Origin of the sequence: Parafrankia elaeagni (assembly GCF_000374165.1) — a bacterium.
Taxonomy (GTDB): domain Bacteria; phylum Actinomycetota; class Actinomycetes; order Frankiales; family Frankiaceae; genus Parafrankia; species Parafrankia elaeagni.
This window is the reverse complement of sequence record NZ_KB893746.1, coordinates 18,462-45,456: the sequence shown is the minus strand read 5'-3', so window position 1 is coordinate 45,456 and position 26,995 is coordinate 18,462. Positions and strand designations below refer to the sequence as shown.

Below are 26,995 nucleotides of genomic sequence, written 5' to 3'. Positions count from 1 at the left end.
GGAGTTTTTCCGAAACTCGGAATAGTCGGTTTCGCATGCGATAATCAGCTGGTTCGATCAGACCCTGCCCAAAATTCCGCCGGAACAGGAAACGGGCAACCCGGACAGAAACCCCCTGGCGGCAACGAACCGGAAATCCTTACGCGTTCCGTCCAGGATTTCTGGAGCTCGCGCCCGGTACCGGCATGAGAGGCCCCCTTCGTGGCATGTGAGTCTTACCAAAGAAAACACATCGACCACGAAGAGGGTGCTCCCAGTGTATCGACTTCCCGGGCTGAGCCTGAAAGCCGCCGACGTCGTCGTCGCGATGGCCGAGAGACACTTCCCCGACTGGCATCGTGCCCAGGGCCGTCCCCGCGGTCTCGATCTGGTCGGTGCTCTGCGGCTGGCCCTGTGCCGGCTGCGGCGCAACGCCACCTACCAGGAACTCGCGGAGGACTTCGGGATCGGGATCAGTACCGCCTGGACCTACCACCAGATCATGGTCACCTTCCTCTCCGACGCTCTCGGCACCACCACCGAGGCCCTGTCCCGGCAGGTCAAGGGCCTGGTCTGCCTGATCGACGGGACTCTGATCCCGACGTTCGCCTGGCACCATCGCGACGATCTTCTGTCCGGCAAGCACCGCCGCCACGGCGTCAACGTCCAACTCGCCGTCGACCTGCACGGGCGGCTCCTCGGAGCCAGCCGTGCCTTCCCGGGAAGCTGGCATGATGTGCACTGCTTCCGTGAAGCCGGCTGGACACGGGTGGTACACCGTTCCGGTGGCTGCCTGACCGACCTCGGCTACGAAGGCGAACCCACCCTCCACACCCCGCTGAAAAAGAAGCCCGGAACACCCCTGCCCGGCTGGCAGAAGCAGCTCAACACCGCGTTCGCGTCCGTCCGGGTCGCCGCCGAATGGGGAGTCGCCCACACGAAGAACTGGCGGATCCTCACCACCCGCCACCGCAGCGAACTCGGTCGCATCGATGCCGACGTCCAGGCTGCCGTCGGCCTCCAGAAAATCAACGAACAGCAATCCGAACGAATACTGAGCTTCGAGAGGATCAAGAGAGTTTCTGAATAACTTCCAGGTAGGTCTTGTAGCGCTGCTCCGCAAGCGGGATCGCTTCGGCGTACCAGGCGTTCCACTGCCCTGCCTTGTCCCCGGCAACAAGCAGGACGCTCGAACGCCACGGGTCGAAGCAGAACAGAATCCGCACCGTCCCGGCCTGAGTTCCTTCAGGTTCGGCAACGACGAGCCGCTGATCGTGTCGACGAGCGGCCTCCCCAGACCCGGACCAGCCTCCGCAAGAAGATCTATTGCCTGCACGACCCGGGCATGCGTGGCCACGTCCAAGCCGTCGATCCAGTCACGGACCTCATCGACGAGGTAGACCTCCCGCTGCCGCCCTTCCACCACGCGAGTATAGCCCACGCTATACTCGCAGCCCGCTGGATCGCCGAGGACCGCTGACAGCCAAGGCTGCGGACGAGGCCGGACACCGGCAGACGCTCGTGGACAGAACGCGCCAGGCCAGCAGACGGGAGCAACGTGGCCAGCGCCGTCAAGGGCTCAGAGGATCAGTAGATCCGCGGCGAGTCGGAGTAGCGCGAGCCCTCGATCTCGATCACCAGCGGGTCTGCCGACGCCGTGGTCAGCCACTCCGGATGGGTTCCGACGAGCCACACGTCACCGACGATCCGCAGCCAGGACAGCAGCGTCATCGGCACTGCGCCGAACTGTTCCTCCAGCCAGGCAGCCAGCATCGGAGCGTCCGCGGTCGGCGGCACATGAGGAACGACCGGTTCCTGGGCGTCGTCGTTGGTGTGAAAGCGGTAACCCGCATCGGACAGCCGCTCGACGATGACGTCAACGTTCCTGCGCGCCCGGCCCGCCATCTCGTCGCACACCAACTGGGCCTCCGCCGCGAAGCCGCTGTCACGGATACCCACGCCGAGTTGCCGCAACTCGCGCCACACCTCGGCCCGACGTCCCTCGCTGTAACGCTCAAACCAGTTCGGCGACGGCATACCCTCAATCCCAGTTCCGCTTGATCGATCCATGTGACGCTCCGCGAGCACCGCCAAGGCGGTCTGTACGGCACCTGTACGGCACCTGTACGGCGGGCGGGACGATCACCAGTGGACAGCCGCGGACATCCCCGAGCCCGTGACCTGCACCGGCGGACGCCGGCAGACGTTCGTGCCACGGAGCAGAAGGTTCGCCGCGGCGGCTGCCGCGGCGGCTCTGGAAGCACCCGCACCCGCACCCGCGGTCGTGGAGGGCATCGAACACAGCCGTACCTAATCATTGCCTCGTGGGTGAGGACGGCTGGAGTGGCCATGCCTGGCGGGAGCGAACCGGCGGTCGGCCGCCTGGCCATGGCGAGTACTGGCGAGGGCATCGATGACCTGGTCGTGCTGGGTCAACGGCCCGGGGCAGGTAGGTCCACCGGGCCGTTGACCTTCACCTACGAGCCGGTGGAACCGCACGCCGGCAGAATCGACCGGCCAAGCCGGCCGAACGCCGGTCCAGCCACCTGGACACCAACTTTCAATGAATTCCCGGAGAACAACATCTGCCATCACTGATTGCTGATTGACAAAATCACTTCAAAACCCCGCCGCACCACACCGAGGGACGCCCTTGTCCTGCGCCCCTTCGAAGGTACAACCGCCGATCAGAGGCTGTTCACGGCCTGTTCAGCCAGCCCTCCTACGTTTTCGAAACCGTAGGACCAGGAAACGTTGAAGGAGTCGGTTGATGGAAGACGCTGTGCAGTCGAACCTGGGACGCCGGGGTGTGCTGAAGGGAGCGGCTGTACTGGGGGGTGCTGCTCTGATCGGGCCGTTCGGCGCTCTGTCAACCCGTATGGCCGAGGCCGGATCGTGGAGAGGCTCCGGCTACGGCCCGCTCTCCCCGGTCGTCGACCGCACCACGGGCCTTGAACTGCTCAGGCTCCCCAGGGGCTTCGAGTACATGAGCTTCGGCTGGACGGGCGACCCGATGACAGACGGCTCACCGACGCCGGCCGTGCATGACGGAATGGCCGCGTTCAACGTCCGCGGCCGGATCCACCTGGTCCGCAACCACGAGCGCTCCAACGGCACGCCCATCGGCAACGGCGGGATCCCGACCTACGACCCGACCTCGGCCGGCGGCACCACGACCGTCGTGTTCGACCCGGACGGCAAGCGGGGTCGCCGGGACAGGGGCCGCTGGGGCCGCGACAGCCGCTCGGACGCCAGGGACAGCGGCTGGGACAACGACATGGGCGAGTACATCGAGACCCGCCCGAGCCTCGCCGGCACGATCCGCAACTGCGCCGGCGGCCCGACGCCCTGGGGCTCCTGGCTGAGCTGCGAAGAGACCACCGTGATCAACGGTGACAAGCGGCACGGCTACGTCTTCGAGGTCCCCGCCGACGGAGTCAGCGACGCCAGGCCGATCATCGAGATGGGCCGGTTCAGCCACGAGGCGACGGCCATCGACAACGGGGGCTACGTCTACCTGACCGAGGACGCCGCCCCCGGTGGCTTCTACCGCTTCACCCCGAAGAGCCGCCGCCGGCTCTCCGCGGGCGGCCGGCTGGAGATGCTCGCAGTCAAGGGTGAGCCCCGTAAAAACCTGCGCGGCGCGGTGGGCACCGGGACCGTCCTGCCCGTCGAGTGGGTGCCGATCGCCAACCCCGACCCCGATGCCGGCAACGGCGTGGTGCAGCAGGGCCTGGCCCTCGGTGGTGCCGAGTTCGCCCGGCCGGAGGGCCTCTGGTTCGGTAACGGCCTCGTCTACATGAGCTGCACCAGCGGTGGCGCCGCCGGCCAGGGCCAGATCTACGCCTACGACCCCCGCAGGATGACCCTCACCTGCGTCTTCGAGTCGCCGAGCGGGGACGTCCTCAACTACCCCGACAACATCACGGTGAGCCCGCGCGGCGGCCTCGTGCTGTGCGAGGACGGCGATGGCGTCGAGTACCTGCACGGCCTCTCGCCGAAGGGTGAGATCTTCCAGTTCGCCGCGAACAACGTCACGATCCCGACCGGCAGCCCGGTGAACGGCATCACCGGCAACTACACCGGCTCGGAGTGGGCCGGCGCCTGCTTCGGGTCCGGTTACGGCCGCGACTTCCTGTTCGTGAACCTGCAGAGTCCCGGCATCACGTTCGCGATCACCGGCCCGTGGCGCAACGGCGTCCTCTGACGCCGGCCACCCGCCGGCCGGTCCCGCCGGCCGGCGCCGCTGGACGCACCTCGCGCAGGTAGGACGCCCACGGTGAAACGAGGCGGGGCCCGGTCCACCCAGGTCCGGGCCCTGTTTCGTCAGCGCGGGATTCCCGCCGGCGGAGCGGCCCTCAGACCGCGGGCTTCCGTGGTCGCCGTCGTGGTCGCCGTCGTGGGTGCTGCGGGCGCCGCGGTCGGTGCCGCGGAGGCGAGGCGGACGGCTCCGGGCCGGCGGCCACGCCGTCGCAGCAGGTGGAGCAGCGCGGGCAGCACCGTGGCACGGAGCACGAAGGCGTCCAGGGTGACACCGGTCGCCAGCCCGACCCCGATCACCTTCATGAGGCGTGACGGCTGGGCGGCGACCGCGGCGAAGACGAACAGCATCACCAGGTTCATGGTGAGCACGACGTGGCCGATCTCGGCGTGGCCGGTGGCGATCGGGCCCTTGTCGACCCGCCGCGCGCGCCGGGTGGTCAGGGCCGGCGGGTCACGGTGTTCGCTGAGCCCGACCAGCAGGTTCAGGTTGAGCCCGGGAGACAGGCTGATCACCGCGATCAGGATGAGGGCCAGGAACGACGGTTCGACCGGCCCGCTCGTCAGCCCGATGGAGCGGGCGAACGCATCGGTCTGGAACAGCAACGCGATCTGTCCTGCCGCCGCGAGCGCGGACAGCACGGCGGTGGCCGCGAGCGCCGCGGCGGGCAGCGCCGAGCCCAGCAGCAGGAAGCCGAACAGGGCGAACACGGCCAGCACCACGGCGAGCAGTTTCGTCGTCGCGCCCTGGAAGTCGGCGGCGATGTCGGTCGAGATCGCGGTGGCGCCGCCGATGTGGACCCGCGCCGTCGTGTCGCCGACCAGCGTGGGGATGACCTGGTCGCGCAGCCTGTGCAGCAGGTCCACGGCCTCGGGAGAGCGGGGGGCGGCCGCCGGCAGGATACGGATCATGGCGAGGCCCCGCTCCGGGTTCTCGGCGCCCAGCGCCGCCGTCTCGACGCCCGGTGTCTTCGCGAGGACGGCGACGACTTCGGCGGCGGTGACCTGGGAGTCACGGCGGTCCAGGAGGGCGAGCATCGGCCCGTTGAGACCGGGGAAGAACTCGGCGCTGAGCAGATCGTAGGCCCGGCGGGTGCTCATCGACGTCGGATCGACGCCGTCGTCGGCACCGCCGAGGTCGATCGGAAGGGCCAGGCCCGCGAAGACGGCGAGGACCAGGGTGCCGAGGATGGCGGCGTGGGCCGGCCGGCGTCCCGTCCAGCGTGCCCACCACGCGCGCATCCCCGGACGCTGACGCAGTCCGGTTCCGGTCGTCTCCAGGTGGTGTCGTTCGACCCAGCCGAGCAGGTGCGGCCCGCCGACGGCCAGCAGCGCCGGCAGCAGCGTGAGCATGATGAGGACGGTCACGGCACCGGCGGCGGCGGCACCCACGGCGATGGCGTCGAAGGAGCTCAGATCCAGCTTCACGACCACCGCCATGGCCACCGCGACGGCGAGACTGCCGACCGCGACTGCCGCGCCGGACCGCCCGATGGCCTCGCTGGCCGCGTCGACCGGACGGGCGCCGGTGCGCAGGCTCTCCTGCGCGCGGTGGACGACGACGACCGCGCCGCCGAGGCTGGTCCCGGCCGCGATGAGGCCTGCGAGCAGCAGCGCCAGGGGTGTCATCGTCAGCACGTGGGAAAGCAGCACGGTGACCCCGACCGCGCTGATCGTGCCGGCGCCCACCGCGGCCGCGCACAGTGCGACGGCGAACCGGGAGCGCAGCGTGATGCCGAGGAACAGTACGGCGCCGAGCGCCGCGATGAGCAGCGGCCCCGGCGAGACCGTCGTGGCGTTCAGCGCGGTCGCCCCGGGGCCGGCGACCTCCACCTGCAGGTCGGGCCCGTCGTAGGCACGGGCGATGTCGATGATCCGCCGGGCCGCATCGCGGTCCGGTTCGAGCGCCGAGCTTTTCAGGACGACGGAGGTGATCCCCGTCCGGTGGTCGGCGCTGAGTGGCTGGGTGCCGAGGACGAGGGGGCCGACCTGGTTGAACGGATCAGCCACGATCACGATGTTGGGCAGTGCGGTCAGCTCGGCCGTCATCGCGGTGACCTGGTCACGGATCGGGGTGTCCTCCAGCGTGCCCCGGCGGCTGTGCAGCACCACCGAGGCGGTGTCGTTCAGCTGGCCGCCGGGAACCGTCTCGCCGGCCAGCTCCAGCGCCCGCGCGGAGTCCGAGCCCGGGACCGCGACGTCGGCGCTGGTCCGGGGGCCCTCCGCACGTGCGCAGAGGGCGATGCCGACGACTCCGACGAGCCACAGCGCGAGGACTGCCCAGCGGTAACGCCCGCACACCGTCGCGAGAGCTCTGGCCCCGCCGGCTGCCGGATGGGACTTTTCGGTCATTCTAGACAAAATATTGGGTGTTTTCCGTATGTCAATGGATCGCCACTGCGACAGTTACCTGCGACGTATCGCGCGAGCCGCACCGCGCCCTGTCTCAATCAGCACCCACCCCGCACCGCAGAAACAAGGTGTCTGGTTGGGTCGAGGTGGCAGGCCTGCCGGCGCCCCGGAACCACGACCTCTGGTCGCACCAGGTGCCGAGGTCCGGGCCACCCGCGCCCTCGATCTGATCGTTCAGTTCTGGATCCAGTTCAGTTCTGGACCCAGAGTTCCTCGGGCTGCAGTGAGCCGAGGCCGTACTGCACGAGTCCGCCGACGTTTCTGGTCGAGACGGCGCTGGGTGCCGCCTGAGCGAGGAAGACCACCGGGGTCAGCTCGGCCAGCCTTTCCTGCAGTGTGTCGTAGGCGGCTTTGCGTTCTTCGTCCGAAGCCGCGGCGCGGGCGGTCACGAGGCTTTCGTTGAGTGCCGGGTCGTCGAGGCCGGACAGGTTCGCCGCCGAGCTCCCGTGAAAGGTCGTCCACAGCCGCGGTTCGGGGTCCTGGAAGAAGGCGGACGAGATGAGCACATCGAAGTCGTGGGTGGTGCGCAACGCGGCCAGCTCCGTGACCTCGATTGTCCTGATCCTGACGGTGACGTTGGTGAAGCCGCTGAGCTGGGCCTGGATGTTCTCCGCGATCGCCTTGCCGTCTGTCGTCGGCACACTCGAGAAGACGAAGGACAGCGGCTTTCCGTCGGCGGCTATCTCGTCGAGGAGCCGCTGCGCCCGTGCGCGGTCCGTCGTCGCCAGAGGCCGGTCCGAGTGGTAGGGCGAGGCCTTGCTGAACAGTGTGCCGACGGGCTGGCCGGTGCCGTTGTAGACGGCCTGGTTCAGGGCGTCCATATCGATCGCCGCAGCGATGGCCTGGCGGGCGCGGACGTCGCCGAACGGTGCCCGGCGGGTGTTCAGTGCCAGGAAGATGCCGCCTCCGGACGGAATGACATTCGTCGGCAGGCCGGACTGCTCGGCCTTGTCGATATTGATCCAGTTTGACTCGATGGCGACGTCCGCGCCCCCCGTGAGCACTGTGTTCAGGCGCTGGCTGCTGTCGAGGGCCGCGCGGAGAGTGAGGCGGTCGAGGTAGGGCTTGGGCGCGTCCCAGTAGCGGGGGTTCCTGACCAGTTCCATGGCGGCCTGGCGGGTCCAGCTCCGCAGGGTGAAGGGCCCGGCGCCGATCGGGTTCGCGTCGAAGGCCTGCGGCCCCTTCTCCAGGGCTGGCGGCGAGGCGATCCAGTTCATGGACGAGGTGAGGACGGCCTGGGCGTACTTCGGCACCGGAGTGGCCATGGCGATCTTCAGAGTGGTGTCGTCGACCACCTCCGCAGAGGCGATCATTGATGCCTCCGAGCGGGAGATGGCGGCGGTGGCCGGGTCCTTGAGCCTGTCCCAGTTGAACTTCACGGCCTCGGCGTCCAGGGGGCTCCCGTCGGAGAACACCAGACCGGGTCGCAGCCTCAGCTCGAACGTCGCCCCGGCGTCGGTGGTCCTGAACGACTCGGCCATGGAGTACCGGATCTCACCGGCCGAGTCGGTCATCAGCGTCCCGTACAGCGCATTGCCGACGACGCCGGTGGTTGCGTAGGCATTGCCGAGAGCCGCCGGATCCAGGCTCCGCGGATCGCTGAGGGTGAGTATCCGTCCCTGGCCACCGACAACCGGTTCGCCGGAGGCACCCGAGGACGGACCGGGGTCGCTGTCTCCTCCTCCACCGCAGGCGCCCAGGACGAGCGTCGCGCAGCACACGGCGGCAGTGACGAGTAATCGTGTCTTGTGAATCACCATGAACCTCTGTCGACGTCGGAAAAGATAATCGGGGACGGATCCGGCAGGCACGGAAAACGGAAAACGGGGCACGGGGCACGGGGCACGGACCGGGTGGATGGCGGCGTCAGGGTCGCTCCGCCGGATGGGCAGCCAGGAATGGGTGATCCGTCGAAAATCCGGCCGGTGGCAACGAGGCGGCCCCAGCAGGGTTGCCGTCAGTCCGACGCCGGGAGGATTCTGGGCTTGACCAGTTCCAGAGGAACGCCGTCCAGTTCCAGCGCTCCGGCGCCCTGCCGGACGCAGAGGGCCTCAAAGGTGCCGCCCGGTGCCCGGTACCTCTTGCCGAGAAGGGTCTGGGCCTCTTCCGGCCGGCCCGATCCGCACTCCAGGTCTGGCCCGTCCGGCCGGGCGTCCGTGACCTGACTTCCCCGTGCGGTCATGGGTTTCCCGCCGCAGGTGAGGACGCCTTTGCCGCCCTGGGTAATGATGACCTCGGTCGTGCAGGTGGCGCTGTGCAGGCGGGTACCCGGCCTGAACTCCGTCGCCGGCCCGGCCCGGCCAGGCCCGGCCACTACAGGATTTCCTGTTCGCGCAGGCGGGAGATGTCGTCCCAGGTCAGGCCGAGCACGTTGATCAGGATTTCCTCGGTGTGCTCGCCGAACTCGGGCGCCTGGCGTTGGATGCGGGCCGGCGTCTCGGAGAGCGCGACCGGGAACCCCGGGACCCGGGTTCTGCCCATCGCGGGATGGTCGAACCAGGTGATGTAGTTGTTCGCGATCGCCTGAGGGTCGTTCGCGATGTCGGCGGTGGTGTTCACCGCGGTGATCGGCATGTCGCCGGAGGCGAGCAGCCGGCGCAGCCAGGTGCCCCGGGATTCGGCCGCGAAGATCTTGTCGAGAATCGCGACGCAGGCACGGGCGTTCTGGCAGCGGCTGAGGTGGCTGGCGAACCGCGGGTCGCCGGCGAGCGGTTCTGGGTTGCCGAGTGCGTGGAGGAGGTTGGCCCAGTGCGGGTCGGACTGGACCATGGCCATGGCGATCAGATTGCCGTCCGCGCAGCGGTAGTAGTTCCACAGCGGGTTGCCCGGGTTCTCCCGCGACGGGGGCTCGTCGCCCAGGTGTTTACGGAACGTCGAGGTGGCGACACGTCCGTCCTGGGTCATGAGTTCCAGGGCGAGCGCGAGGCCGCGCAGGGCGAGCATGCTGCCGAACAGGGATGTGTCGACCCGCTGGCCCACCCCGTGGCGCTCCCGCGCGAGGAGGGCGGCGAGCACGCCGTAGGCGAGCATGATGGCGCCCATCTGGTCGGCGAGGCCGCTGTCGGCGATGCTGACCTCCTCACTGCCGGGCTTGAGCATCAGACCGGAGCGGGCCTGGCCGAGCAGGTCGTAGGCGCGGGCGGTGCGTTCGGGGCCGTTGGGCCCGTAGGCGCTGCCAGCGCCGTAGACGAGCATCGGGTTGTCGGCACGCAGCGTCTCGTAGTCGAGTCCCAGCTTCTCCGCGACGGTGGGCCGGAAGTTCTGGATGAACACGTCGGAGCGGGCGACCAGCTGCCGTACCAGCGCCACGCCCTCGGGCCGTTTCAGGTCGACGGCGATGCTGCGCTTGTTGCGGTTGTTGACCTCGAAGTACGGAGAGGTACCAGTGTCGGGAAAGGCGAACTGGGCCCGGCCCGAGTCACCGCCGAGCCGCTCCTCGATCTTGATGACGTCGGCGCCGAGGTCGCCGAGCATGGCACCGGCCACCGGGCCGTGCTGCCAGATCGTCCAGTCGATGACGCGGATGCCTGCCAGCGGCCCGCCGGGCCCGCTGCTGTCCGGCTGGTTCGCGCCCGGCTCGCTCATGCCCGGCTCGCTCATGCCCGGCTCCAGATGCCCTGGCGGCGGTACTCGTCGGCCATCTTGCGCATGGTGGGCAGGTAGGTGGAGGCAAGCCGCATCGCGTGCTTGGGGTTGTCCGGATCGATCTTCGAGTGGACCTTCGCGGGAGCGCCGACGGCGAAGCAGTACTCGGGAATCTCCGCCTGCTCCAGCAGGACGGATCCGGCCGCGACGGCGCAGTGGGCACCGACCCGCGACAGCGGCATCAGCGCCGCCGTGTTCCCGATCATGCAGTCGTGGCCGACGAAGGCCTCGATCGTGCAGTTGTGGCCGATCATCACGTTGTCCTCGATGTGCGTACTGGTGTGCAGCACCGAGTTCTCCTCGATGTGGACGTTGTTGCCGATCCTGATCGGGGTGGTGTCCGACCGGATGACCACACCGGGCCAGATCGAGCACTCCTCACCGATCTCGACGTCACCGATCAGGGTGACGTTGTCGGCCACCAGGGCGGACGCCGCAACCCGGGGAATCTTTCCGTTGAAAGGTACGACGATCATTGCATCTCCTCTGTCGGGGCCGAGGTTCAAGAATCTTGGGCCGGGGACGTGAGACATCACCGAAAAAGTGCACAGCGGCGCCTTCCCGTGCTCCCCACCGCCGGCGCCCGACGAAGAGCAGCCAGAAACCGGCACAACCGGAGCCAGGACGAGAAAATGGGCGGCACGGGAAAGAGCAGCCCGAGAACATGCGCCCGGCGCGTCAGGGCCCGGGCTCTCCGCCCGACTCGCGCCATTTCACGCGCGGCACTCCATGAATCTGATAGCGGGGGCGACCCCGGGGTAAGGCGGGGTCGCCCCGTCCGTCTGGACGCATGCTGGCTCCACGTGTCTGCGTACCGTGCCGCGGTCCGTGTCGCCGCGGGGAAGGTGCGGCGTCTTCCGCCCGAGCCGCGGCCCGGGCCGCGAGGCCGCACTTCAGGCCTGCCACCTGCAAACTCTCCGACTATGACACTAGTGCAACAACGGGGGGCGGTCAAGGTCGGGGGCACCGGCACGCACCACGGCACCTGAGCGCGGCGAGTCTCGGCTGCCCGACGACCGGACTCGCCCGCCGGGCCAGGTGGCTACAATCTCGATGCGTGCCGGAAACACCGATCCGCGAGCGCGATCCGAACGCGAAGCGCGTACGCATCGCCGACGAGGCCCTCCGCCTGTTCCAGACGCAGGGATATACGGAGACGACGATCGACCAGATCGCATCAGCAGCACGCGTCGGCCGCCGCACCGTCTTCCATCATTTCCCTACGAAGGAGGCCGTTCTCTTCGATCACCTCGTCGTGCGGCGCGAAGCCGCGACCCGGCGCCTGCGCGAAAGGCCGGCCGGTGAACCGCCACTGACGAGTCTGCACCTCCTGCTGCGGGATCTCGCCGAGCAGGGTTACGAACAACGGCTGGTCGAGCAGATCCAGGCCGTGGTGGCGACGGAGCCACAGCTCGCCGCGGAGCAGTTCTCGACGGGAACTCGGGCGTTCGAGACGAGTCTCGCCACCGTCCTGGAGAGCAGATGTGGCGATGCCGTCCCGACGCTCGAGATCCGCGCCCTCACAAAGATGGCCCTCGGCTGGTTCGCCACGGCCGCTCAGGTCTACCTCACCGAGAAACGGCCGTCCCTCCTGGAGTGCTTCGACGACGTCGTCGCGGTCTGTGCCCAGGCGAGCGCACGGGATCTTCAGTGCTTTCCTGCCTCCACGAAGCCGGACTCGTAGGCGATGATGACCGCCCGGGTGCGGTCACGTGCGCCGAGCTTGGCCAACACGCCGCTCATGTGGCTTGCGCAGCCGTGAAGCGTGACCACCGGAGCCACCCCTAGCGAAGCTGGTTCAGCAGGTCGCCCCAGAGCTGACTCACGACAAGATGGCCGGCGCCGGGCACCACCTCGACGGTTGCCGCCGGCAGCTGGTCCGCCCACCAGGTGGCGTGCTCCGGTCCGACGGTCTGGTCGGCCTGCCCGTACACCAGCCGGGTTCGCGCGCCGACCGACCGCGGGTCGAAGCCCCACGGAAGCACTGTGTAGGAGCAGATGTCGCTGGCAATACCGGCCGCTCCCTGGCGGAACGACTCGGCCAGCATGTCGACCAGGTCCGCGCGCAGCCGCGGGCGGGCGGCCAGCAACGCCTCGTCGCCCGGCCCGCCGGAGACGAAGCCCGTCGCGTACTCCGCGGGTGGCAGCGAGGCGAAGACCCGCGCCAGCGCAGCCGGTGCGCTGGCCGGGTCCCTGCGCAGGTCGCTGATCATGGCGCGCTGTTCCTCGGGTATCCAGGGCACGTCCTCGTCCGGCGCGGGTGTCGCGATCACCGCGACCGCGCGGGCCAGTTCGGGCCGGCGAGCCGCCAGGGCGAGTACCACCCGGCCGCCCGCGGACCAGCCGGCCAGACCGGCTTCACTCGCCCCGAGGGCGTCGAGGACGCGAGCGGCGTCATCGGCGGCGTCGGCGACCGAACAGGGCCGGCCGTCTGGCATCGGATCGGACAGGCCGTAGCCCGGGCGGTCCAGGGTCACCAGCCGGACCCCGGCCTGGGCGGTTGCCCGCGGGTCCGGGTCGAACAGACGTGAGCCAGGGGCGGCGGCGCTGAACAGGACGATCGGGCCGTCGGCCGGACCCCGCACGTCGAAGGCGACCGTACGACCGTCGGGCGCCGTCAGCGTCGAGGTGGCCCCGGTGGCCGAGGTCGTCATCACGGTCGGGACCGCCGTCGTCATCACGGTCGGGGCCGCCGCCGTCGTTGCGGTCGGGTTCGTCGCTGATTTCGTCATGGGACTAGCGTCGAGGCGAGTCGGTGACACCGTTGTGTCACCGACTCCGAGGAAGTTCTCTGACACTTGGCCGGGAGCTACATGAACCGGACGGATCGGCTCTACGCCATCGTCGAGCAGCTGCGGGCCGCTGGCCCGGCCGGCCGGACGGGCCGGCAGCTCGCCCAGCGATTCGAGGTGTCCGAACGGACCATCAAACGGGACGTCACGGCACTACAGGACGGCGGCGTCCCGATCTGGGCGCAGTCCGGGCCGGGCGGAGGGTATGTGCTTGATGGGGGCGCGACCATGCCGCCCCTCAACATCACCGCCGCCGAGGCGACGGCGATCGCGTTGGCACTGGCGGCTGTCCCGGCCCTGCCGTTCGCCCCGGACGGCCGCAGTGCGCTGGCGAAGGTGCTGGCGGCGATGCCGGTCACCGAGCGGAGGCGGGCTCGCGACCTCGGTTCGCGGCTCTGGATGAGGCGCCAGATCGCTGATGTCCGCCCGGCCCTGGCGCGCACCCTCGACGAGGCCCTGCGCCGGCGGGTGGTCGTCGTCCTCGACTACGTCGACCGGGAGGGACGGACGAGCACGCGCCGGGCCGTCGAGCCTGTGGTGTTCGCGGCCACCGGCGGGCACTGGTATCTGCTGGCCTGGTGCCGTACCCGCCGCGCCGGGCGGTGGTTCCGGCTCGACCGGGTTCGCGGCGCGACTCTGACCAGGGAGCAGGTCGCGCCGCGCGACATGGTGGAAACCTTCGGCGAGCCGCCGGCGGACGCCCGGCCCGTCCACGTCGACTGATCACGACGGGCAGTCGCCTGCGTCCTACCTTCTACCGTTCTACTGCCTACCGGCCCTCTGCCTACTGCCTACTGCCCTCTGCGGAGGGTGACGGTGGCGAGGGCGAGGATCTGGTCGCCGTGGCCCGCGTCGGTGACCCGCACCGTCACCACCGAGTGGTCTCCGGCGTCGCGCAGCACCGTGCCGACGCTGCGTGCCGGCCCCGTCCGCACCTGGGACAGGAAGTGGATCTGCAGGTCTGCCGCCACCATGCCGGGGCGCATGGCCTCGGCAGCGGCTTCGACCATGATGGCCTGGGCCCCGCCGAGAATCGTGCCGATGCTGTTCGTCACGTACGGTGTTCGGTCGAGCTCGAACTGGCCGGTGCGGGGCTCGACCAGACGCAGCCCCACCCGCTCGTAGAGAGAGCCCTCGACCGCCGGGCCCAGGCCGGCGCCCCCGGTGCGCCGGACCTGCCCGATGTACCTGGCCGGGTCGTAGTCGTCCATGCCGGGCGCCGCCCCCCGGGGAAGGCGGGCAAAGGCAATCAGCCCGGCACCAGCCCGAGCCAGGCCGGCGGGGCCCTCCGACGGCCCTGCCTGGTCGATCAGCTGCTGGAGCTTTTCGATGTCGTCCACCCCGTGCCCGTCGTAGACGGCGGCGGACGCGATGACGACCTTCTTCCCCACCCGGACGAGCTGGTTGTCGATCACGATCGGGCCTTCGGTGATCGGACCCGCGCCGTGCAGCGAGATGTCCTGGGTAGCAGTCCAGCCGGGCTGGGAGGCGATCATTGCGGGGTGTGAGGCGCCGACGTCGAAGATGGTGAGGATCATGCCCGCCGAGACGGAGCCCTCCGGGGAACGCACGGCGTCGGTCAGCGGAGCCACCATCAGACAGCGCCGGTCGGAGACCAGAAGCTCGGTGAGAGCCGCGTCCGCGACGAAGGAGCGGCGCGGCGCTGTGCCCGACGGATCCGTCTCGGACGGCATGGAGCACTCCAGATCTGAGCCGCTGGCTCGTCGTAGCAGAGCCCACGCGGGCGCGGCAACGGCGCCTTCGGCGGTCTCGAATCACGTTCCGAAGCCACACGATCAGCGGCGCCCACGACCGGGCTGGCTGGTGGCGGCCGGTTCGACGTTACCCGGGCGCCGTGCCCGGCGCGGCCCTGGCCTCGAAACCGAGGGCACCATCTCCGGCCGGGTCTGTCGGCAACACCGATCGAAACGCCGCGGGCAGACCACCCGGTACGAAGCGGCACGAGGCCCGCATCACGTCAGGCCGTGACCGTCACCGTCCCGGTCATCGACGGGTGGATCTCGCAGATCACCGTGAAGGTTCCGGCCTTGCCGAAGGTGACCGTGGCACTCTGGCCCTGCTCGAGCCGGCCGGTGTCGAAGCCACCGTCCGCCGAGGTCCAGGTGTGCGGAGCACTGTCGTTGTTGACGACGGTGACAGTCTGCCCGACCTTGAACGTCGCGGTCTGCGGGCTGAACGCGAAGTTCTCGATGGTCACGGTCGTCGCGCTCTGCGCACCGCCCGCCGGAGCTCCGGTGGCAGCCACCGCCGGAGTCGTGGTGGACGGGTGCGATCCGTAGGACGACGAGTGGCCCGCACCGTCCGCCGTCGCGGCCACCGGAGCGGACGCGTCCGGCGTGACCCCGGCGGCGGTGTCCGTGTCGTCGGATCCTGAGCAGGCGCCCAGCGCCAATGCCAACGCGGCGCCGGCGACGGCGACGCGAAGGGGTGCCCCCGTCGTTCCCACTCGGCGTCCTCGGGTCATGTCTCTGAGGTTCACAGCAGCTCCTCACACATCGTCATCCGCCTGTTGCAGTTCCGTGGCACGGAACAACGAGCGGATCGGCTGGGGACCATGCTGCTGCCCTCATCCCGCTTCGCGTGCGCTCTGTCACTCCGGCGACCGGTCGCTCAGGCGACGTCCGACGAGCTCGCGATCAGATAACAGGGTCACCCACGACGTCGATCGCGTCGATCTTCGTCACCGTCCGCTCAGAGCTCGTCCACGTGGTGACGGCGGCCGGGTCACACCCGCAGCGGGGCCCGGGCGAACTCCGTCAGGCCTTCGGCGAAGGCGACCGCGGCCTGATAGCCGAGGATGTCGCGGGCGCGGGCGGACGAGGCGGTCACATGGCGGACGTCCGCCGCGCGGTAACGGCCTGTGATCACCGGGTCCGGACCGCCGTACGCGCGGGCGAGCGCCCACGCCATGTCGCCGATGGTGCGCGGCTGGCCGCTGCCGATGTTGAGGGCCCTCAGCCGCCCGGGCTCGGCGGCCCGGGGGGACAGCGCCAGGGCGGTGGCCCGCGCGACGTCCCGGACGTGGACGAAGTCGCGGAGCTGGGCGCCGTCCTCGAAGACCTGCGGGGGCTCACCCCGTTCCAGGGCGCTGCGGAAGATCGACGCGACGCCGGCGTAGGGGGTGTTCCGCGGCATCCGCGGGCCGTAGACGTTGTGGTAGCGCAACGCGGCCACCGATCCACCGCAGGCAGCCGCCCAGACGGCGGCGAGGTGTTCCTGCGCGACCTTGCTGGCGGCGTAGACGCTGCGCGGGTCGAGCGGCGCGTCCTCGTGTACCAGGGTCGGTTCCAGCGGACGTCCGCAGCCGGGGCAGGCGGGTTCGAACCGTCCGGACCGCAGGTCGCCCTCGGCGCGGGGATTGGGCCTGACCGGGCCGTCGGCCGCGCACCGGTACGCGCCCTCGCCGTAGACGACCATCGAGCTCGCCAGCACCAGCCGGCGCACGCCGCGGCGTGCCATCGCGGCGAGCAGGACGGCCGTGCCGAGATCGTTGTGGCTGGTGTAGGCGGGCAGGTCGTCGAGGTCGACGCCGTGGCCGACCTTCGCGGCGAGATGGCACACGGCGTCCACCCCATCGAGCGCGGACTCGACGTCGCCCGCGTCGCGGACGTCGCCGACGACAAGCTCGGCCGGCAGGTTCTCCGGGGTCGGGCGGGTCCGGTGGACGGCGGGGTCCAGCGCGTCGAGGACCCGGACCCGCTCCCCCGCCGCCACCAGCGCCTCGACGAGATGGGACCCGATGAAACCGGCGCCGCCGGTGACGAGGATGTGCACGCTGGCGACGCTAGGTGCCGACGTGGCGCCGCGGGCCCCCGCGGGTCCTTACGAGCCGAGGAAATCAGAGCGGGCCGCATCGCCGGCGCGGACGAGGCGGGCGAAGTGCCGCCCGGTGGCCCGCCAGGTCTCCGCGACGTCGAAACCGCTGGCGGCGGCGAGTCCGGCGATCCCGTCGACGCCCACTCCGGCCCAGCGCAGCGGGGCGCTGACGAGGCCCGCGGCCGCCAGCCGGGTCCAGTAGGGGCCGGTCGGTGCGCCTGGCGGGTCGAGTTCGACCAGCACGGTGCCGTCCGGGGCCAGCAGCAGGGCGATCCGGTTCAGCAGCCGGCCGGGGTCGCCGCCGATCCCGATGTTGCCGTCGACGAGCAGTGCCTCGCGCCACCGGCCGGCCCCGGGCAGCGGGCCGAAGACGTCGCGGCACAGCGCCGAGGCGCCTGACCGCCGGGTCAGGAGGACGGCGAAGGGAGCGACGTCGATGCCGAGGACAGGGATGCCACGGGCGGCGAGGGCGGCGACGAGACGTCCCGGCCCGCAGCCGACGTCGAGGGCGGGGCCGTGGCATCGGGAGAGCACCGACTCGTCGGCGGTCGAGGCCGGGCCCAGCCACCGGTCGACGCGCAGTGCCCTCCACTGCCCGTGCTGCCGGGCGAGGAGCGGGCTGCCCGGTGCGCGCAGCGCGGCGTCGTAGACGGCACCCGGTGACGCCACGCCCCCGCCCACGCCCACGCCCCCGCCCACGCCCACGCCCGCGACCGCGCCCGCGGCTCCGGAGCGGGCGACGGCGGTGTTGTCGGCCCTCATCCTGAGTGGGTCAGACGTGTCTCGTGGTCGGCCTGACGGCCGGTGGTCTGAAGACCGGTGGTCTGGAGGCCGGTGGTCTGGAGGCCGGTGGTCTGGAGGCCGGGGTTCCGGAGGGAGCGGGTCAGGGCGGCGAACCGCCCGTCCGGTGCCAGGTTCGCGACCAGCTCCACGTCGGGGGCGGTGTCGACGTCCCGCAGCACGGGAAGATCCACCACACGCAGGCCGGCGGCGCCGAGCCGGGCACGCTGCACGGCGCCGGTGTCCGTCCGGGATGTCGCGACTCCCCGGACGAGGTTGCCGTCGGCCGCACGCAGGCCGAGTGCCCACCAGCCGCCGTCGAGCGCCGGGCCGAGGACCGCGTCCGTGCGGAGCAGCGTGCGGCAGGCCGCGGCCAGGGTGTGGGCACGTACCTGCGGGGTGTCCATCCCGATCAGCAGGGCCGGTTCGCCGCGGACGGTGTCGAACGCGGCGGCGAGCCGTTCGTCGAACGGGCCGCCGGCCTGGGCGACGACCGGCAGGTGGGCCGGCAGCCAGTCGCCGGGTGTCCCGTCGAGAACCACCAGGGGACGCACCGGTAGCTCGGGGTGGCAGCTCGCACAGGTCGCCGCCACGGCGTCCAGGGTGTCGGCGAGCGCGGCCGCGGCCAGCGCCGACGCCTGTTCCGGCCGGTAGGGGGGCGTCAGGCGGGTCTTCACCCGGCCTGGTCGCGGCTCCTTGGCGATGACGATCAGCGTCACCGAACGTTTGCTCACGGCATGTTGCCTCACGGAATGCTCCGCAGCACCGCCGACATGTCCCGCACGGCGCGGGCGGTGCCGAGGGCTGTCCCGGTGACCTTCGACCGGCCCCGGCGGGGCAGGTACGGGACGTCGACCTCGGCGATGCGCCAGTCGGCCGCGGCGGCCCGGGCGAGCAGCTCCAGCGGGTAGCCGAACCGGCGGTCGGCCACGCCGAGGGCGAGCAGGGCCTCGCGCCGGGCGACGCGCATCGGGCCGATGTCGCGAACGGGTGCCCCGCAGCGCCGGCGGAGCTGGCGGGCGACGATCGCGTTGCCGGTGCGGGCGTGCAGCGGCCACGCGCCCCGCTGTGTGGTCCGGCGCCGGCCGACGACGAGGTCGGCCGCGCCGGCGGCGACCGGGCCGACGAGGCGCGGCAGTTCCGTCGGGTCGAGCGAGGCGTCGGCGTCGCAGACGCAGACCACGGGGGCGCGGGCGGCGAGCAGACCGGCGTGCACGGCCGCCCCGTAGCCACGCATCGGCACCTCGACGACGTGGGCGCCCAGCCGGCGGGCCAGGGCGGCGGAGCCGTCGGTGGAGCCGTTGTCGGCGACGATCGCGTGGTAGCCGGCCGGGATCCGCTCCAGGACCCAGGGCAGGGCGGCGGCCTCGTCCAGACACGGCAGCACGACATCCACCTGGTGGACGGCGCCGGCGCCCGGCGGCGACTGACGTTCAGTGAGCATGGTCGGCAGGCTAGTGACGGAACGTGCTGACAGTTCTTACAGAACGGGAACGTCCTCGCCGGCGCGGCCTGCTTCTTACAAAGCACGAACGGACACGTGGACAGCCCTCGGCGGGGGCTCCCGGGACGTCTAACGTTGGCGGATGGCCCGGGTGTTGCTCGTCGAGGACGACCCGACCGTCGCGGACGTCGTCGGCCGTTACCTCTCCCACGCCGGCTTCGAGGTGGAGCGGGCCGGCGACGGCCACGCGGCCCTGGCGCTCGCCGCCGAGTGCCAGCCCGACCTCGTCGTGCTCGACCTGATGCTGCCCGGCCTGGACGGGCGGCAGGTCTGTCGCCGGCTGCGGGAACGAAGCGCGGTGCCGATCGTGATGCTGACGGCGCTCGGTGAGGAGGCCGACCGGGTCGCCGGGTTGGAGACGGGCGCCGACGACTACGTCACCAAGCCGTTCTCCCCGCGCGAGCTGGTGCTGCGGGTCCAGTCGGTGCTGCGCCGCACGCTGGCGCCGCCACCGGCCGGGCGCGGCGTGCTGCGGGCCGGTTCCCTCGTCGTGGACGTCGCCGCCCGGGTGGCGACCCGCGGTGACGAGCCCCTGGCGCTGACGGTACGGGAGTTCGACCTGCTCGCCTTCCTGATGGCGCACCCGGGTGAGGCGTTCTCCCGGGTGACACTGCTGGAGCGGGTGTGGGGCTGGACCTACGGCGACGCCTCGACCGTGACCGTCCACATCCGCCGGCTGCGGGAGAAGGTCGAGGCGGATCCGACCAGTCCGGCGCTGCTGCTGACGGTCTGGGGCATCGGGTACCGGTTCGAGGCCGGAGCCAGCGCGGGCGACGTCGGTCCGGGTGACGTCGGCGCGGGCGGGGAGCGGTCGTGACGGACCTGCTGCACATCGTCGGGATCGCGCTGGCCTGCTCACTGGTCGCGCCGCTGCTCGTCGCGCCGGCGCTGCGCTGGCTGCGGCGCGCACCGATCCGCGTCTGGGGAGCGGTGCTCGTTCTCGCCGGGGTCGCCGCGATGGCGGCCGGCGTCGCCGGCACGGCCCAGGCGATGTTCCTCTCCGACCACGATCTCGACGTGGTGCTCGTGGTGCTGGCCGTGTCCGCCGTGGCCGCCACGGCGACGACGCTGTGGCTCGGCCGTCCGCTGGCGCGGGCGTCCACCGCGCTGACGGTGGCCGCGGGGCATCTGGGCGAGCCCGGCTACGAGCCCGTCCGCCGGCCGCCGCCGACCGCCGAGCTGGCGGCGATCGCCCGGGCGCTGGACGAGTCGCACCGGCGGCTCGCCGCCGCGCGGGAACGGGAGCGGGCGCTGGAGGCGAGCCGCCGCGAGCTGGTCGCGTGGGTCAGCCACGACCTGCGGACGCCGATCGCCGGCATCCGCGCGACCGCCGAGGCACTCGACGACGGGGTCGTCAGCGACGCCGCCACCGTCGCCCGCTACCACCGGGCGATGGTGCGCAGCTCGGAGCGGCTCTCCAGCCTCGTCGACGACCTGTTCGAGCTGTCGCGGCTGCACGCCGGCTCGCTGGAGCTCACGCTGGAGACGGTGGCGCTCAGCGATGTCGTGTCGGACGCGGTCGCCGCCGCGGACCCGCTGGCCCGGGCGAAGGGGGTGCTCCTGCGGGGCGAGGCCGACGACACCACCAAGGTCGACATCGACGTCGCCGAGGTCGGCCGTGTGCTGAGCAATCTGCTGGTCAACGCGATCCGGCACACCCCCAGCGACGGGACGGTCGCGGTGACGGCGAACGTGTCGGCGGCACGCGCGGTGGTGTCGGTCGCGGACACCTGCGGCGGCATCCCCGACGCGGACCTCGACCGGCTCTTCGAGACCGGGTTCCGCGGCGAGCCGGCCCGCACCCCCACCGTGGGCAGGGCGCACGATCACACCCCGCCCACGGCTCCGGCCGTCGAGGGAAGCCAGTCAGGTCTCGGGCTGGCGATCGTGCGCGGCATCGTCGAGGCGCACGGTGGCGGCGTGACCGTCCACAACATCGACGGTGGCTGCCGGTTCGTCGTCGAGCTTCCCCTCGCCGCCTGAGATCCGGCGGCCGCGGGCCTGGGCGCCGCGGGCCTGGTCGCCGCGCACCCGGCCCTGCCGCACCGCGCGAAGAAACATGATCGCAAGGGCGGCGGCCCACACGACCCCGAGCACGAGGGCGAGGTTGCGCCGGTAGGGCAGCGGGTTCGTGGTCGGGTTTCCCGGTGTGCCCCCGTAGCCGAGCCACAGCGGAAGACACATCAGCGCCACGGAAGCCGAGACGATCAGGGCACCCTGCACCACGGCCCGGTACGGCGCCGGGACGAACCGGGCGAGGACGAGCCCGACCAGCATGGTCGCCGGCACCAGCACGAGGTCGTGCACCAGGACCCCGCCGGCCAGCCATCGGGTCGAGTTCGGCAGATTGACCGGTCGCGGGTGGGTGAACAGGCCGGCGAGCCCGTAGCCGAGCGCCGCGAGTCCGGCGCAGACGAGCAGGACCCGCACGACCTGACCAGCCCGGCCGGGCTGGCCGGGCTGGCCGGGCTGGCCGGGCTGGCCGGGCTGGCCGGGCCGCAGCCCGCCACCGCTCGAACTGCCGCTCACGTCGCCGTTCAGGTCGCCGCTCACGTCGCTGCTCACAGCATCACCACCCGGTGGACCCACTTGGTCTGCAGGACGCCCGGCCGGTTCGGCGCGATCAGCCGGGCCGGGTAACCGTGCTCGATGTCGAGGAGCTCCCCGTTCAACCGGGTCGCGAGCAGCGTCAGGTGATCACGGGCGTGCGGCGGTGCGACCTCGCTCGTGCGGTAGCCGCCGCGTGCCTCCAGCGACTCGGCCCGGACGCTCGCGTCGGCCGGGATGCCGGCCCGGTCCAGCAGGTCGCGCAGCCGCACCCCGTCCCAGGTGGCGTCGGCCGACCAGCCCTCGACGCAGGTGATCGGCAGGCGGGACGTCGCGCGGCCGAGATCGTGCAGCTCGGCCAGCGTCAGGGTGAACGGGCGCGGGCCGACGACCTCGAGCCGGTACCCGGGGTCCCGGGCGATCCCCACGACGCCGGCGGCGGCCGCGGTGCGGTTCACCGGTACTCCCTGCGGCCCTAGAGTCGGGCTGCGCGGCGAGAGCAGCACGGTGCCGCCGACGCCGGGCACGAACTGGCCGGCGGTCGACACCGTGATCACACCGGCGGCGGTGCCGACCGCGATCCCGAAGCCGCGCCGGGACAGCCCCTCGCCCGGCGGCTCGGGCTCGCTGACCCGGTCGGTCAGCTGCGCCCGGCTGGCGCGGCGACGTCCCACGTTCGCCCGGACGACGGCCAGTTTGGCGGCGACGTGCACCACCAGCGCGCCGATGGTGATCCAGGCGACCCAGTAGTGGGTCACCGTGAAGAAGAAGCGGAACTGGTACCACTGGGCGATGTTGGCGATCCCGGTCGCGAGCTGGAACAGCGCGCCGGCGATCAGCGGGACGATCGAGATCCGTTCGAGCGCGTGGGCGGCGTTGCGCACCGGCGGCCACTCCCACAGCCGCGGGTAGACCGTCCACAGCTTCGCCAGCAGCAGCGGCACGCAGGCCAGCCCCGCCGCGACGTGGACGCCCTGGGTCAGCCGGTAGAACCACACCGGCCTGGACCACCAGGCGAACTGGCCCGGCGGGTGCTGCATGAAGTGCGACACCAGCCCGGTCAGGAACGCCGTCAGGAAGGCCACGCCGAGCCACAGGCCCAGCAGCGACGCGACGCGCGGGTCGTGCAGGCGGCTGGTGAAGGCGTCACCGCGCAGCGGGCCCCGCCGCAGCCGCTCAGGGGGCGACGGAAAGGAGCGGTCGAGCAGGTTCATGCACGCACGGTAGGCAGGACGTCGGCTTTCCGGACCTGCCCGGCTCATTACGGTCCGCGGAAGCGTCCGCCCGGGCACGGGCCATCTCGGGCTGGCGCGGCCAGGCTGGGGCCCCATGGCGATCCGTCCGCACTCCGAGGCGCCCGCGCCGGCACCCGACAGACCAGCCGCCGGTACGGGACCCGTGAAGGGACCCGTACCAGGAGCCGGACGGCGGCGGTGGGCTCTCGTCGCGGCGGCCGGCGCCCTCGCCGGTGCGCTCGCGCTGGAGAGCGCGGTCATCGCGCAGCCGGGCCCGCTGCCCGGCCCGCCCGCGGTGCTGTACCTGGCACTCGCCTGGTGGGCGGTGGCCGCGCTCGGGACCTGGCTGCTGGTACGCGCCGGCTCCCGGCGGGCCACGGTCTGGCTGCTACTCACGGGCGCCGTCGCGGTGCATGTGCTCGCCATCGGCGCGGGCCCGCGGATGAGCGACGACCTGTACCGCTACAGCTGGGACGGCCGGGTCCAGGCCGCCGGGATCGACCCGTACCGCCACCCGACCAGCTCCCCCGAGCTGGCGCACCTGCGGGACGACTGGCTCTGGCCGGACGACGCCGCCTGCGCCGAGATCAACCGCGGCCCGGGCTGCACGAGGCTCAACTACCCGCAGGCGCACACGATCTACCCGCCCGTCGCGCAGGCCTACTTCACCGCGGTCCACTACCTGCCGGGGCCGCCCCGGGAGAACAAGGTCCAGCTCTACGGGGCGCTGGTCTCGCTGGCGCTGACCGGCCTGCTCGTCCGGGTCCTCGCGGGACGTGGGCATCCGGTCGGGTACGCCGCCGCCTACGCCTGGGCGCCGTCCGCCGGGCTCGACGCGGGCATGGACGCCCATGTCGACGTGCTCGCGGCGTTGTTCGCCGTCGGAGCCTGCGCGCTGCTCGCGCGACGTCCGGCCGGCCCGGCCCGGCCCGGCCGGCCGTGGCTGCGCAGGCCCCCGCGGTTCGGCGACGCCGACGGGACGGGCATCGGCGGCACCAGGACACAGGCCGGCGGCGCCAGGGCACAGACCGGCGGCGCCGGGGCACAGACCGCCAGCGGCACCGCGGCGCGGGTCGGTGTCGCCGCCGGGGCGTTGCTGGGCGCGGCGGTCGCGGTGAAGCTCTACCCGGCGTTGCTGCTCGTCGCCGCCGCGCGCCGCCGGACACTGGCGGTCGGGGGCACCGCCGTCGCCGTCGTCGCGCTGTCGTACCTGCCGCATGTGCTCGCCGTCGGCCCGGACGTCGTCGGCTTCCTGCCCCGATACCTGTCGGTCGAGGGCTACCAGGACGGCCACCGGTTCCTGCTGCTGGGCCTGGTCGGCCTGTCCGGGACGTCCGCCAAGCTCGCCGCGGGAGTCGTCCTCGCCGGGGTCGCCGCGGCGGTTTGGCGCGCCGATCCGGCCAGGGTCAGCGCGGAGCTCGGCGCGCTCCGGCTGCTGGGCGCGGCCTTCCTGCTCGCCACCCCGGCCCAGCCCTGGTACGGGATACCGCTGGTGGCGCTGGCGGTGCTCGCCCGGCGCCCGGAGTGGCTGGCGGTGGCCGCGGCGCCCTACGTCCTCTACATGGCGCTGTTCACCGATCTCGCGCTCGCCGACCGGATCACCCGCCCCGGCGGCTACGTCGTCGGGGCGCTCGTCGTGCTCGGCGTCAGCATCGCGCGGGTCAGCGTCAGGGTCAGGGCAGGTCGACGGGGAGCGTCAGGCCGTCCAGCGCGGCCGGGCACGGGCACGACCGCGCGGACGTCGACGGCAGCGTCGGGATGACCCGGCACACCAGGTCGCGCACCAGCTCGATGTTGCGTTCGAACACCTCGAAGACCTCGGCCTGGCTGACGGCCGAGGCGGCGTCCACGCCCGCGTCGTAGTCGGTGACCAGCGCGATCGTCGTGTAGCAGAGCGCAAGCTCCCGGGCGAGGACGGCCTCCGGATGTCCGGTCATGTTGACCAGCGACCACCCCTGCGCGGCGAACCAGCGGGATTCGGCCCGGGTCGAGAAACGCGGGCCCTGCACCACCACCATCGTCGCGCCGTCGACCAGTGGCCGGCCGCTGTCGGCGCCGGCCTTGAGCACCGCCGAGCGGCCCGCCGGACAGTACGGGTCCGCGAAGGAGACGTGCGCCGCGCCGGAGTCGTAGTAGGTCTGCGGTCGACCGGACGTCCGGTCGACCAGCTGGTCGGGCAGGACGACGGTGCCGGCCGTGAGCTCGGGGCGCAGGCTCCCGACCGCGGCCGGGGCGATCACCTGCCGGACCCCGAGGCTGCGCAGCGCCCACAGGTTCGCCCGGTAGTTGACCGTGTGCGCCGGATGCCGGTGGCCCCGGCCGTGCCGGGGCAGGAACGCGACCGTCCGGCCGCCGACCTCCCCGACCGCGACCACGTCGCTGGGGTCCCCGTACGGGGTCGTCACGGCGACGTCCGTCATCCCGTCGAACAGCGAGTAGAAGCCGCTTCCGCCGATCACACCGATTTCCGCGCCGGTCACATCCGTCTCCCGTCATCGCCATCCGAGCTGGTCCCGGGATCGCTCGCTGTGGCCCGGCTCCGGCGGGATCCGGGCCGCGCTCGACCCCCGCCGACGCGGAAGCTACCGACGCCGCAGGTTCCTTTCCCACGCTCCGGGGCATCCGTCCGCGGTTCGTAACACCCAGCTGTGGGGACGCCGCCCCGCCCCGCGCAGCGGCGGCGGCGGAGGTCGCGGCGTCGGAGGTCGCGGCGTCGCGCGAGGTGCCCCAGCCCCGGTCATCGTGGCCGTCCGGCGAGGAGGTCGGCGGTGGCGCGAGGCCCGGCGACGGAGCTCACGGAACGGAGCTCACGGAACCGTCATGGCAAGATGCGGCGCTGGTGACGGCATGGCAAGATGCGGCGCTGGTGACGGCTCTCCGCGGCTGGGCCAACGGGTGCCTCGATCACACAGGCCGGCGTAGCCCCCGGCAAGGTCCCGCTGGTCGTCGGCCGCGGCGGACTACAGCTCGACGGCACGGACCAGCGCCCGAAGGGCGGCGGTGTTCACCTACCGGCAGACGGTAATGACCACGTCTGCCGGGAAAAGACTGGCCTTCGGCCGGTACTCGACCGTAATTCCCCTTGGGAACGACGGTACTGATCGGCGGTTGAACTACCGCAGCAGTCACCGACCTGGCGAGAGCCCAGGCAAAAACTCGACACGGGTGGGCCGGTTGCCACCCTGTCGTGGTCAGGCCTGGTGCGGCCTTATGGGACTTTTCGTGCGGAAGGCCGCGAGCCCGGTCCCAACACGGGCTCGCGGCAATCCGTCAAGGTCTAGAGAGGCTGCACCTGGGCGGCCTGCGGGCCCTTCTGGCCCTGCTCGATGTTGAAGGAGACGCGCTGACCCTCTTCGAGAGACTTGTAGCCGTCTCCAACGATCGAGGAGAAGTGGGCAAAGACGTCGGGGCCTCCGCCGTCAACCGTGATGAAGCCGAAGCCCTTCTCGGCGTTGAACCACTTGACAGTACCTTCGGACACGTTCTTTCCTCGTTCCCCTGCTGCGGCACACCCGCGTGGTGTCCCGGCGTTACGCCGATGATCGCGATTGGCGATCATCGTGATGCCATCCTGTACTGGTGACCGGCGGCACCAAGGAGAAGAGCAACGGGACCACCGTACACCCCCCGGTCACGGGTGCCAGGCGGGAGCACGCTGCCTCCGTGTTCCGCCCACCGTGCCGGGAACCGGACGATCGCCGGGGCGGGTCTGGGCGGGATGCTCCGCAGCGCCGCCCTGCCGCCCCGCCGTACGATGGAGGCATGACGGCCGGCGATCTGTGGACAACCGCGGACATCGCCCGGCGGTTGTCGATCTCGGTCGAGCGGGCCCGCCGGCTGTGCGCCCGCGACGGTTTTCCCCGGCCCGTCCAGTCCGAGCCGCACTTCGACCGGTGGCGGGCGCACGACATCGAGGCCTGGCTGCTCGAGGGCGACACCGGCCCCTTCCGATAGGGCCCCTTCCGGTAGGGCCGTGGCGGTGAGCCCGCCTGGCGGTGGGCTGC

At 71.6% G+C, this 26,995-nt stretch carries 25 protein-coding genes and 1 pseudogene; 8 read left to right on the top strand and 18 right to left on the bottom strand.

The genetic code is table 11. From position 1 onward, the window contains the following. The first annotated feature begins 256 nt into the window (after window positions 1–256). A complete protein-coding gene (locus tag B207_RS37175; RefSeq protein ID WP_018635919.1) occupies window positions 257–1,069 on the top strand; it encodes a transposase family protein in 813 nt (270 codons plus the stop codon). On the opposite strand, the pseudogene B207_RS38800 reads toward B207_RS37175, so the two are convergent. Together B207_RS38800 and B207_RS35055 are read right to left on the bottom strand one after the other, a co-directional pair. Then, window positions 1,050–1,402, bottom strand: a pseudogene (locus tag B207_RS38800) (type II toxin-antitoxin system RelE/ParE family toxin). The gene B207_RS37175 and the pseudogene B207_RS38800 sit on opposite strands and share 20 nt — an antisense overlap. 164 nt (window positions 1,403–1,566) lie before the next feature. Further along, window positions 1,567–2,073, bottom strand: coding sequence for a hypothetical protein (locus B207_RS35055; protein WP_154675555.1), 507 nt, complete (start codon window positions 2,071–2,073; stop codon window positions 1,567–1,569). A 676-nt stretch (window positions 2,074–2,749) separates the two neighbouring features. On the opposite strand from B207_RS35055, the gene B207_RS0122775 reads away from it, so the two are divergent. After that, window positions 2,750–4,186: an alkaline phosphatase PhoX gene (locus tag B207_RS0122775; protein WP_018638915.1), complete on the top strand. Its 1,437-nt coding sequence runs from the start codon at window positions 2,750–2,752 to the stop codon at window positions 4,184–4,186. A 119-nt stretch (window positions 4,187–4,305) separates the two neighbouring features. Here the strand turns inward: B207_RS0122775 and B207_RS0122770 are convergent, their stop codons facing one another. The 5 genes from B207_RS0122770 to B207_RS0122750 form a co-directional block, all read right to left on the bottom strand. Further along, window positions 4,306–6,591 carry an MMPL family transporter gene (locus tag B207_RS0122770; RefSeq protein WP_018638914.1) on the bottom strand — a complete coding sequence of 762 codons (2,286 nt, stop codon included), beginning with the start codon at window positions 6,589–6,591 and terminating at the stop codon, window positions 4,306–4,308. A 251-nt stretch (window positions 6,592–6,842) separates the two neighbouring features. Then, a complete protein-coding gene (locus B207_RS0122765; protein ID WP_051102628.1) occupies window positions 6,843–8,411 on the bottom strand; it encodes an ABC transporter substrate-binding protein in 1,569 nt (522 codons plus the stop codon). 197 nt (window positions 8,412–8,608) lie between these two features. Further along, entirely contained in the window at window positions 8,609–8,833 is a 225-nt protein-coding gene (locus B207_RS41790) for a hypothetical protein (RefSeq protein ID WP_230205175.1), read from the bottom strand. 131 nt (window positions 8,834–8,964) lie between these two features. Further along, window positions 8,965–10,251 carry a CaiB/BaiF CoA transferase family protein gene (locus tag B207_RS0122755; protein WP_018638911.1) on the bottom strand — a complete coding sequence of 429 codons (1,287 nt, stop codon included), beginning with the start codon at window positions 10,249–10,251 and terminating at the stop codon, window positions 8,965–8,967. Then, complete coding sequence (locus tag B207_RS0122750) at window positions 10,248–10,772, bottom strand: gamma carbonic anhydrase family protein (protein ID WP_018638910.1); 525 nt, start codon at window positions 10,770–10,772, stop codon at window positions 10,248–10,250. Before B207_RS0122750 ends, B207_RS0122755 begins: the two co-directional genes overlap by 4 nt. A 581-nt stretch (window positions 10,773–11,353) precedes the next feature. Here B207_RS0122750 and B207_RS0122745 point away from each other — a divergent pair. Beyond that, window positions 11,354–11,980, top strand: a complete 627-nt coding sequence (locus B207_RS0122745; RefSeq protein ID WP_018638909.1) for a TetR/AcrR family transcriptional regulator — start codon at window positions 11,354–11,356, stop codon at window positions 11,978–11,980. 100 nt (window positions 11,981–12,080) lie between these two features. Here the strand turns inward: B207_RS0122745 and B207_RS35050 are convergent, their stop codons facing one another. Continuing rightward, window positions 12,081–13,028, bottom strand: coding sequence for an alpha/beta fold hydrolase (locus B207_RS35050; RefSeq protein WP_018638908.1), 948 nt, complete (start codon window positions 13,026–13,028; stop codon window positions 12,081–12,083). 81 nt (window positions 13,029–13,109) lie between these two features. Here B207_RS35050 and B207_RS0122735 point away from each other — a divergent pair, with 81 nt between their 5' ends. Then, window positions 13,110–13,811, top strand: a complete 702-nt coding sequence (locus tag B207_RS0122735) for a helix-turn-helix transcriptional regulator (protein WP_018638907.1) — start codon at window positions 13,110–13,112, stop codon at window positions 13,809–13,811. A gap of 68 nt (window positions 13,812–13,879) precedes the next feature. On the opposite strand, the gene B207_RS0122730 is transcribed toward B207_RS0122735, so the two are convergent. The 6 genes from B207_RS0122730 to B207_RS0122705 all read right to left on the bottom strand — a co-directional run bounded on the left by B207_RS0122730 (window position 13,880) and on the right by B207_RS0122705 (window position 19,149). Further along, the gene (locus tag B207_RS0122730) at window positions 13,880–14,782 is read right to left on the bottom strand and encodes a hotdog family protein (RefSeq protein ID WP_018638906.1); all 903 of its coding nucleotides are present in this window, start codon (window positions 14,780–14,782) and stop codon (window positions 13,880–13,882) included. A gap of 284 nt (window positions 14,783–15,066) precedes the next feature. After that, entirely contained in the window at window positions 15,067–15,555 is a 489-nt protein-coding gene (locus B207_RS0122725) for a cupredoxin domain-containing protein (RefSeq protein WP_018638905.1), read from the bottom strand. A gap of 278 nt (window positions 15,556–15,833) precedes the next feature. Then, the gene (locus B207_RS0122720) at window positions 15,834–16,883 is read right to left on the bottom strand and encodes an NAD-dependent epimerase/dehydratase family protein (RefSeq protein ID WP_018638904.1); all 1,050 of its coding nucleotides are present in this window, start codon (window positions 16,881–16,883) and stop codon (window positions 15,834–15,836) included. A gap of 48 nt (window positions 16,884–16,931) precedes the next feature. Continuing rightward, complete coding sequence (locus B207_RS37170) at window positions 16,932–17,687, bottom strand: class I SAM-dependent methyltransferase (RefSeq protein WP_018638903.1); 756 nt, start codon at window positions 17,685–17,687, stop codon at window positions 16,932–16,934. Then, on the bottom strand, window positions 17,684–18,439 hold the full coding sequence (locus tag B207_RS35040; RefSeq protein WP_018638902.1) for a TIGR04282 family arsenosugar biosynthesis glycosyltransferase: 756 nt from the start codon (window positions 18,437–18,439) through the stop codon (window positions 17,684–17,686). The genes B207_RS37170 and B207_RS35040 overlap by 4 nt, the downstream gene beginning before the upstream one ends. Window positions 18,440–18,450: 11 nt before the next feature. Further along, window positions 18,451–19,149, bottom strand: coding sequence for a glycosyltransferase family 2 protein (locus B207_RS0122705; protein ID WP_018638901.1), 699 nt, complete (start codon window positions 19,147–19,149; stop codon window positions 18,451–18,453). A gap of 142 nt (window positions 19,150–19,291) precedes the next feature. Between B207_RS0122705 and B207_RS0122700 the strand changes: the two genes are divergently transcribed. Together B207_RS0122700 and B207_RS0122695 are read left to right on the top strand one after the other, a co-directional pair. Next, window positions 19,292–20,026: a response regulator transcription factor gene (locus B207_RS0122700; protein WP_018638900.1), complete on the top strand. Its 735-nt coding sequence runs from the start codon at window positions 19,292–19,294 to the stop codon at window positions 20,024–20,026. Continuing rightward, window positions 20,023–21,192, top strand: a complete 1,170-nt coding sequence (locus B207_RS0122695) for a sensor histidine kinase (protein ID WP_018638899.1) — start codon at window positions 20,023–20,025, stop codon at window positions 21,190–21,192. The genes B207_RS0122700 and B207_RS0122695 overlap by 4 nt, the downstream gene beginning before the upstream one ends. Here the strand turns inward: B207_RS0122695 and B207_RS40775 are convergent. After that, window positions 21,076–21,774, bottom strand: a complete 699-nt coding sequence (locus B207_RS40775; RefSeq protein WP_026311335.1) for a hypothetical protein — start codon at window positions 21,772–21,774, stop codon at window positions 21,076–21,078. The two genes, B207_RS0122695 and B207_RS40775, sit on opposite strands and share 117 nt — an antisense overlap. Further along, window positions 21,771–22,970: a molybdopterin-dependent oxidoreductase gene (locus B207_RS0122685; RefSeq protein ID WP_018638897.1), complete on the bottom strand. Its 1,200-nt coding sequence runs from the start codon at window positions 22,968–22,970 to the stop codon at window positions 21,771–21,773. The genes B207_RS40775 and B207_RS0122685 overlap by 4 nt, the downstream gene beginning before the upstream one ends. 184 nt (window positions 22,971–23,154) lie before the next feature. Here B207_RS0122685 and B207_RS0122680 point away from each other — a divergent pair, with 184 nt between their 5' ends. Beyond that, window positions 23,155–24,753 (top strand): DUF2029 domain-containing protein, encoded by a 1,599-nt coding sequence (locus tag B207_RS0122680; protein WP_018638896.1) that lies wholly within the window; start codon window positions 23,155–23,157, stop codon window positions 24,751–24,753. On the opposite strand, the gene B207_RS0122675 is transcribed toward B207_RS0122680, so the two are convergent. Both B207_RS0122675 and B207_RS0122670 read right to left on the bottom strand, forming a co-directional pair. Beyond that, on the bottom strand, window positions 24,665–25,411 hold the full coding sequence (locus tag B207_RS0122675) for an S-methyl-5'-thioadenosine phosphorylase (protein WP_407671451.1): 747 nt from the start codon (window positions 25,409–25,411) through the stop codon (window positions 24,665–24,667). The two genes, B207_RS0122680 and B207_RS0122675, sit on opposite strands and share 89 nt — an antisense overlap. An 857-nt stretch (window positions 25,412–26,268) precedes the next feature. After that, window positions 26,269–26,472, bottom strand: a complete 204-nt coding sequence (locus B207_RS0122670; protein WP_018638894.1) for a cold-shock protein — start codon at window positions 26,470–26,472, stop codon at window positions 26,269–26,271. Between the two features lie 281 nt (window positions 26,473–26,753). Between B207_RS0122670 and B207_RS0122665 the strand changes: the two genes are divergently transcribed. Continuing rightward, a complete protein-coding gene (locus B207_RS0122665; RefSeq protein ID WP_018638893.1) occupies window positions 26,754–26,945 on the top strand; it encodes a helix-turn-helix transcriptional regulator in 192 nt (63 codons plus the stop codon). The last annotated feature ends 50 nt before the right edge of the window (window positions 26,946–26,995 follow it).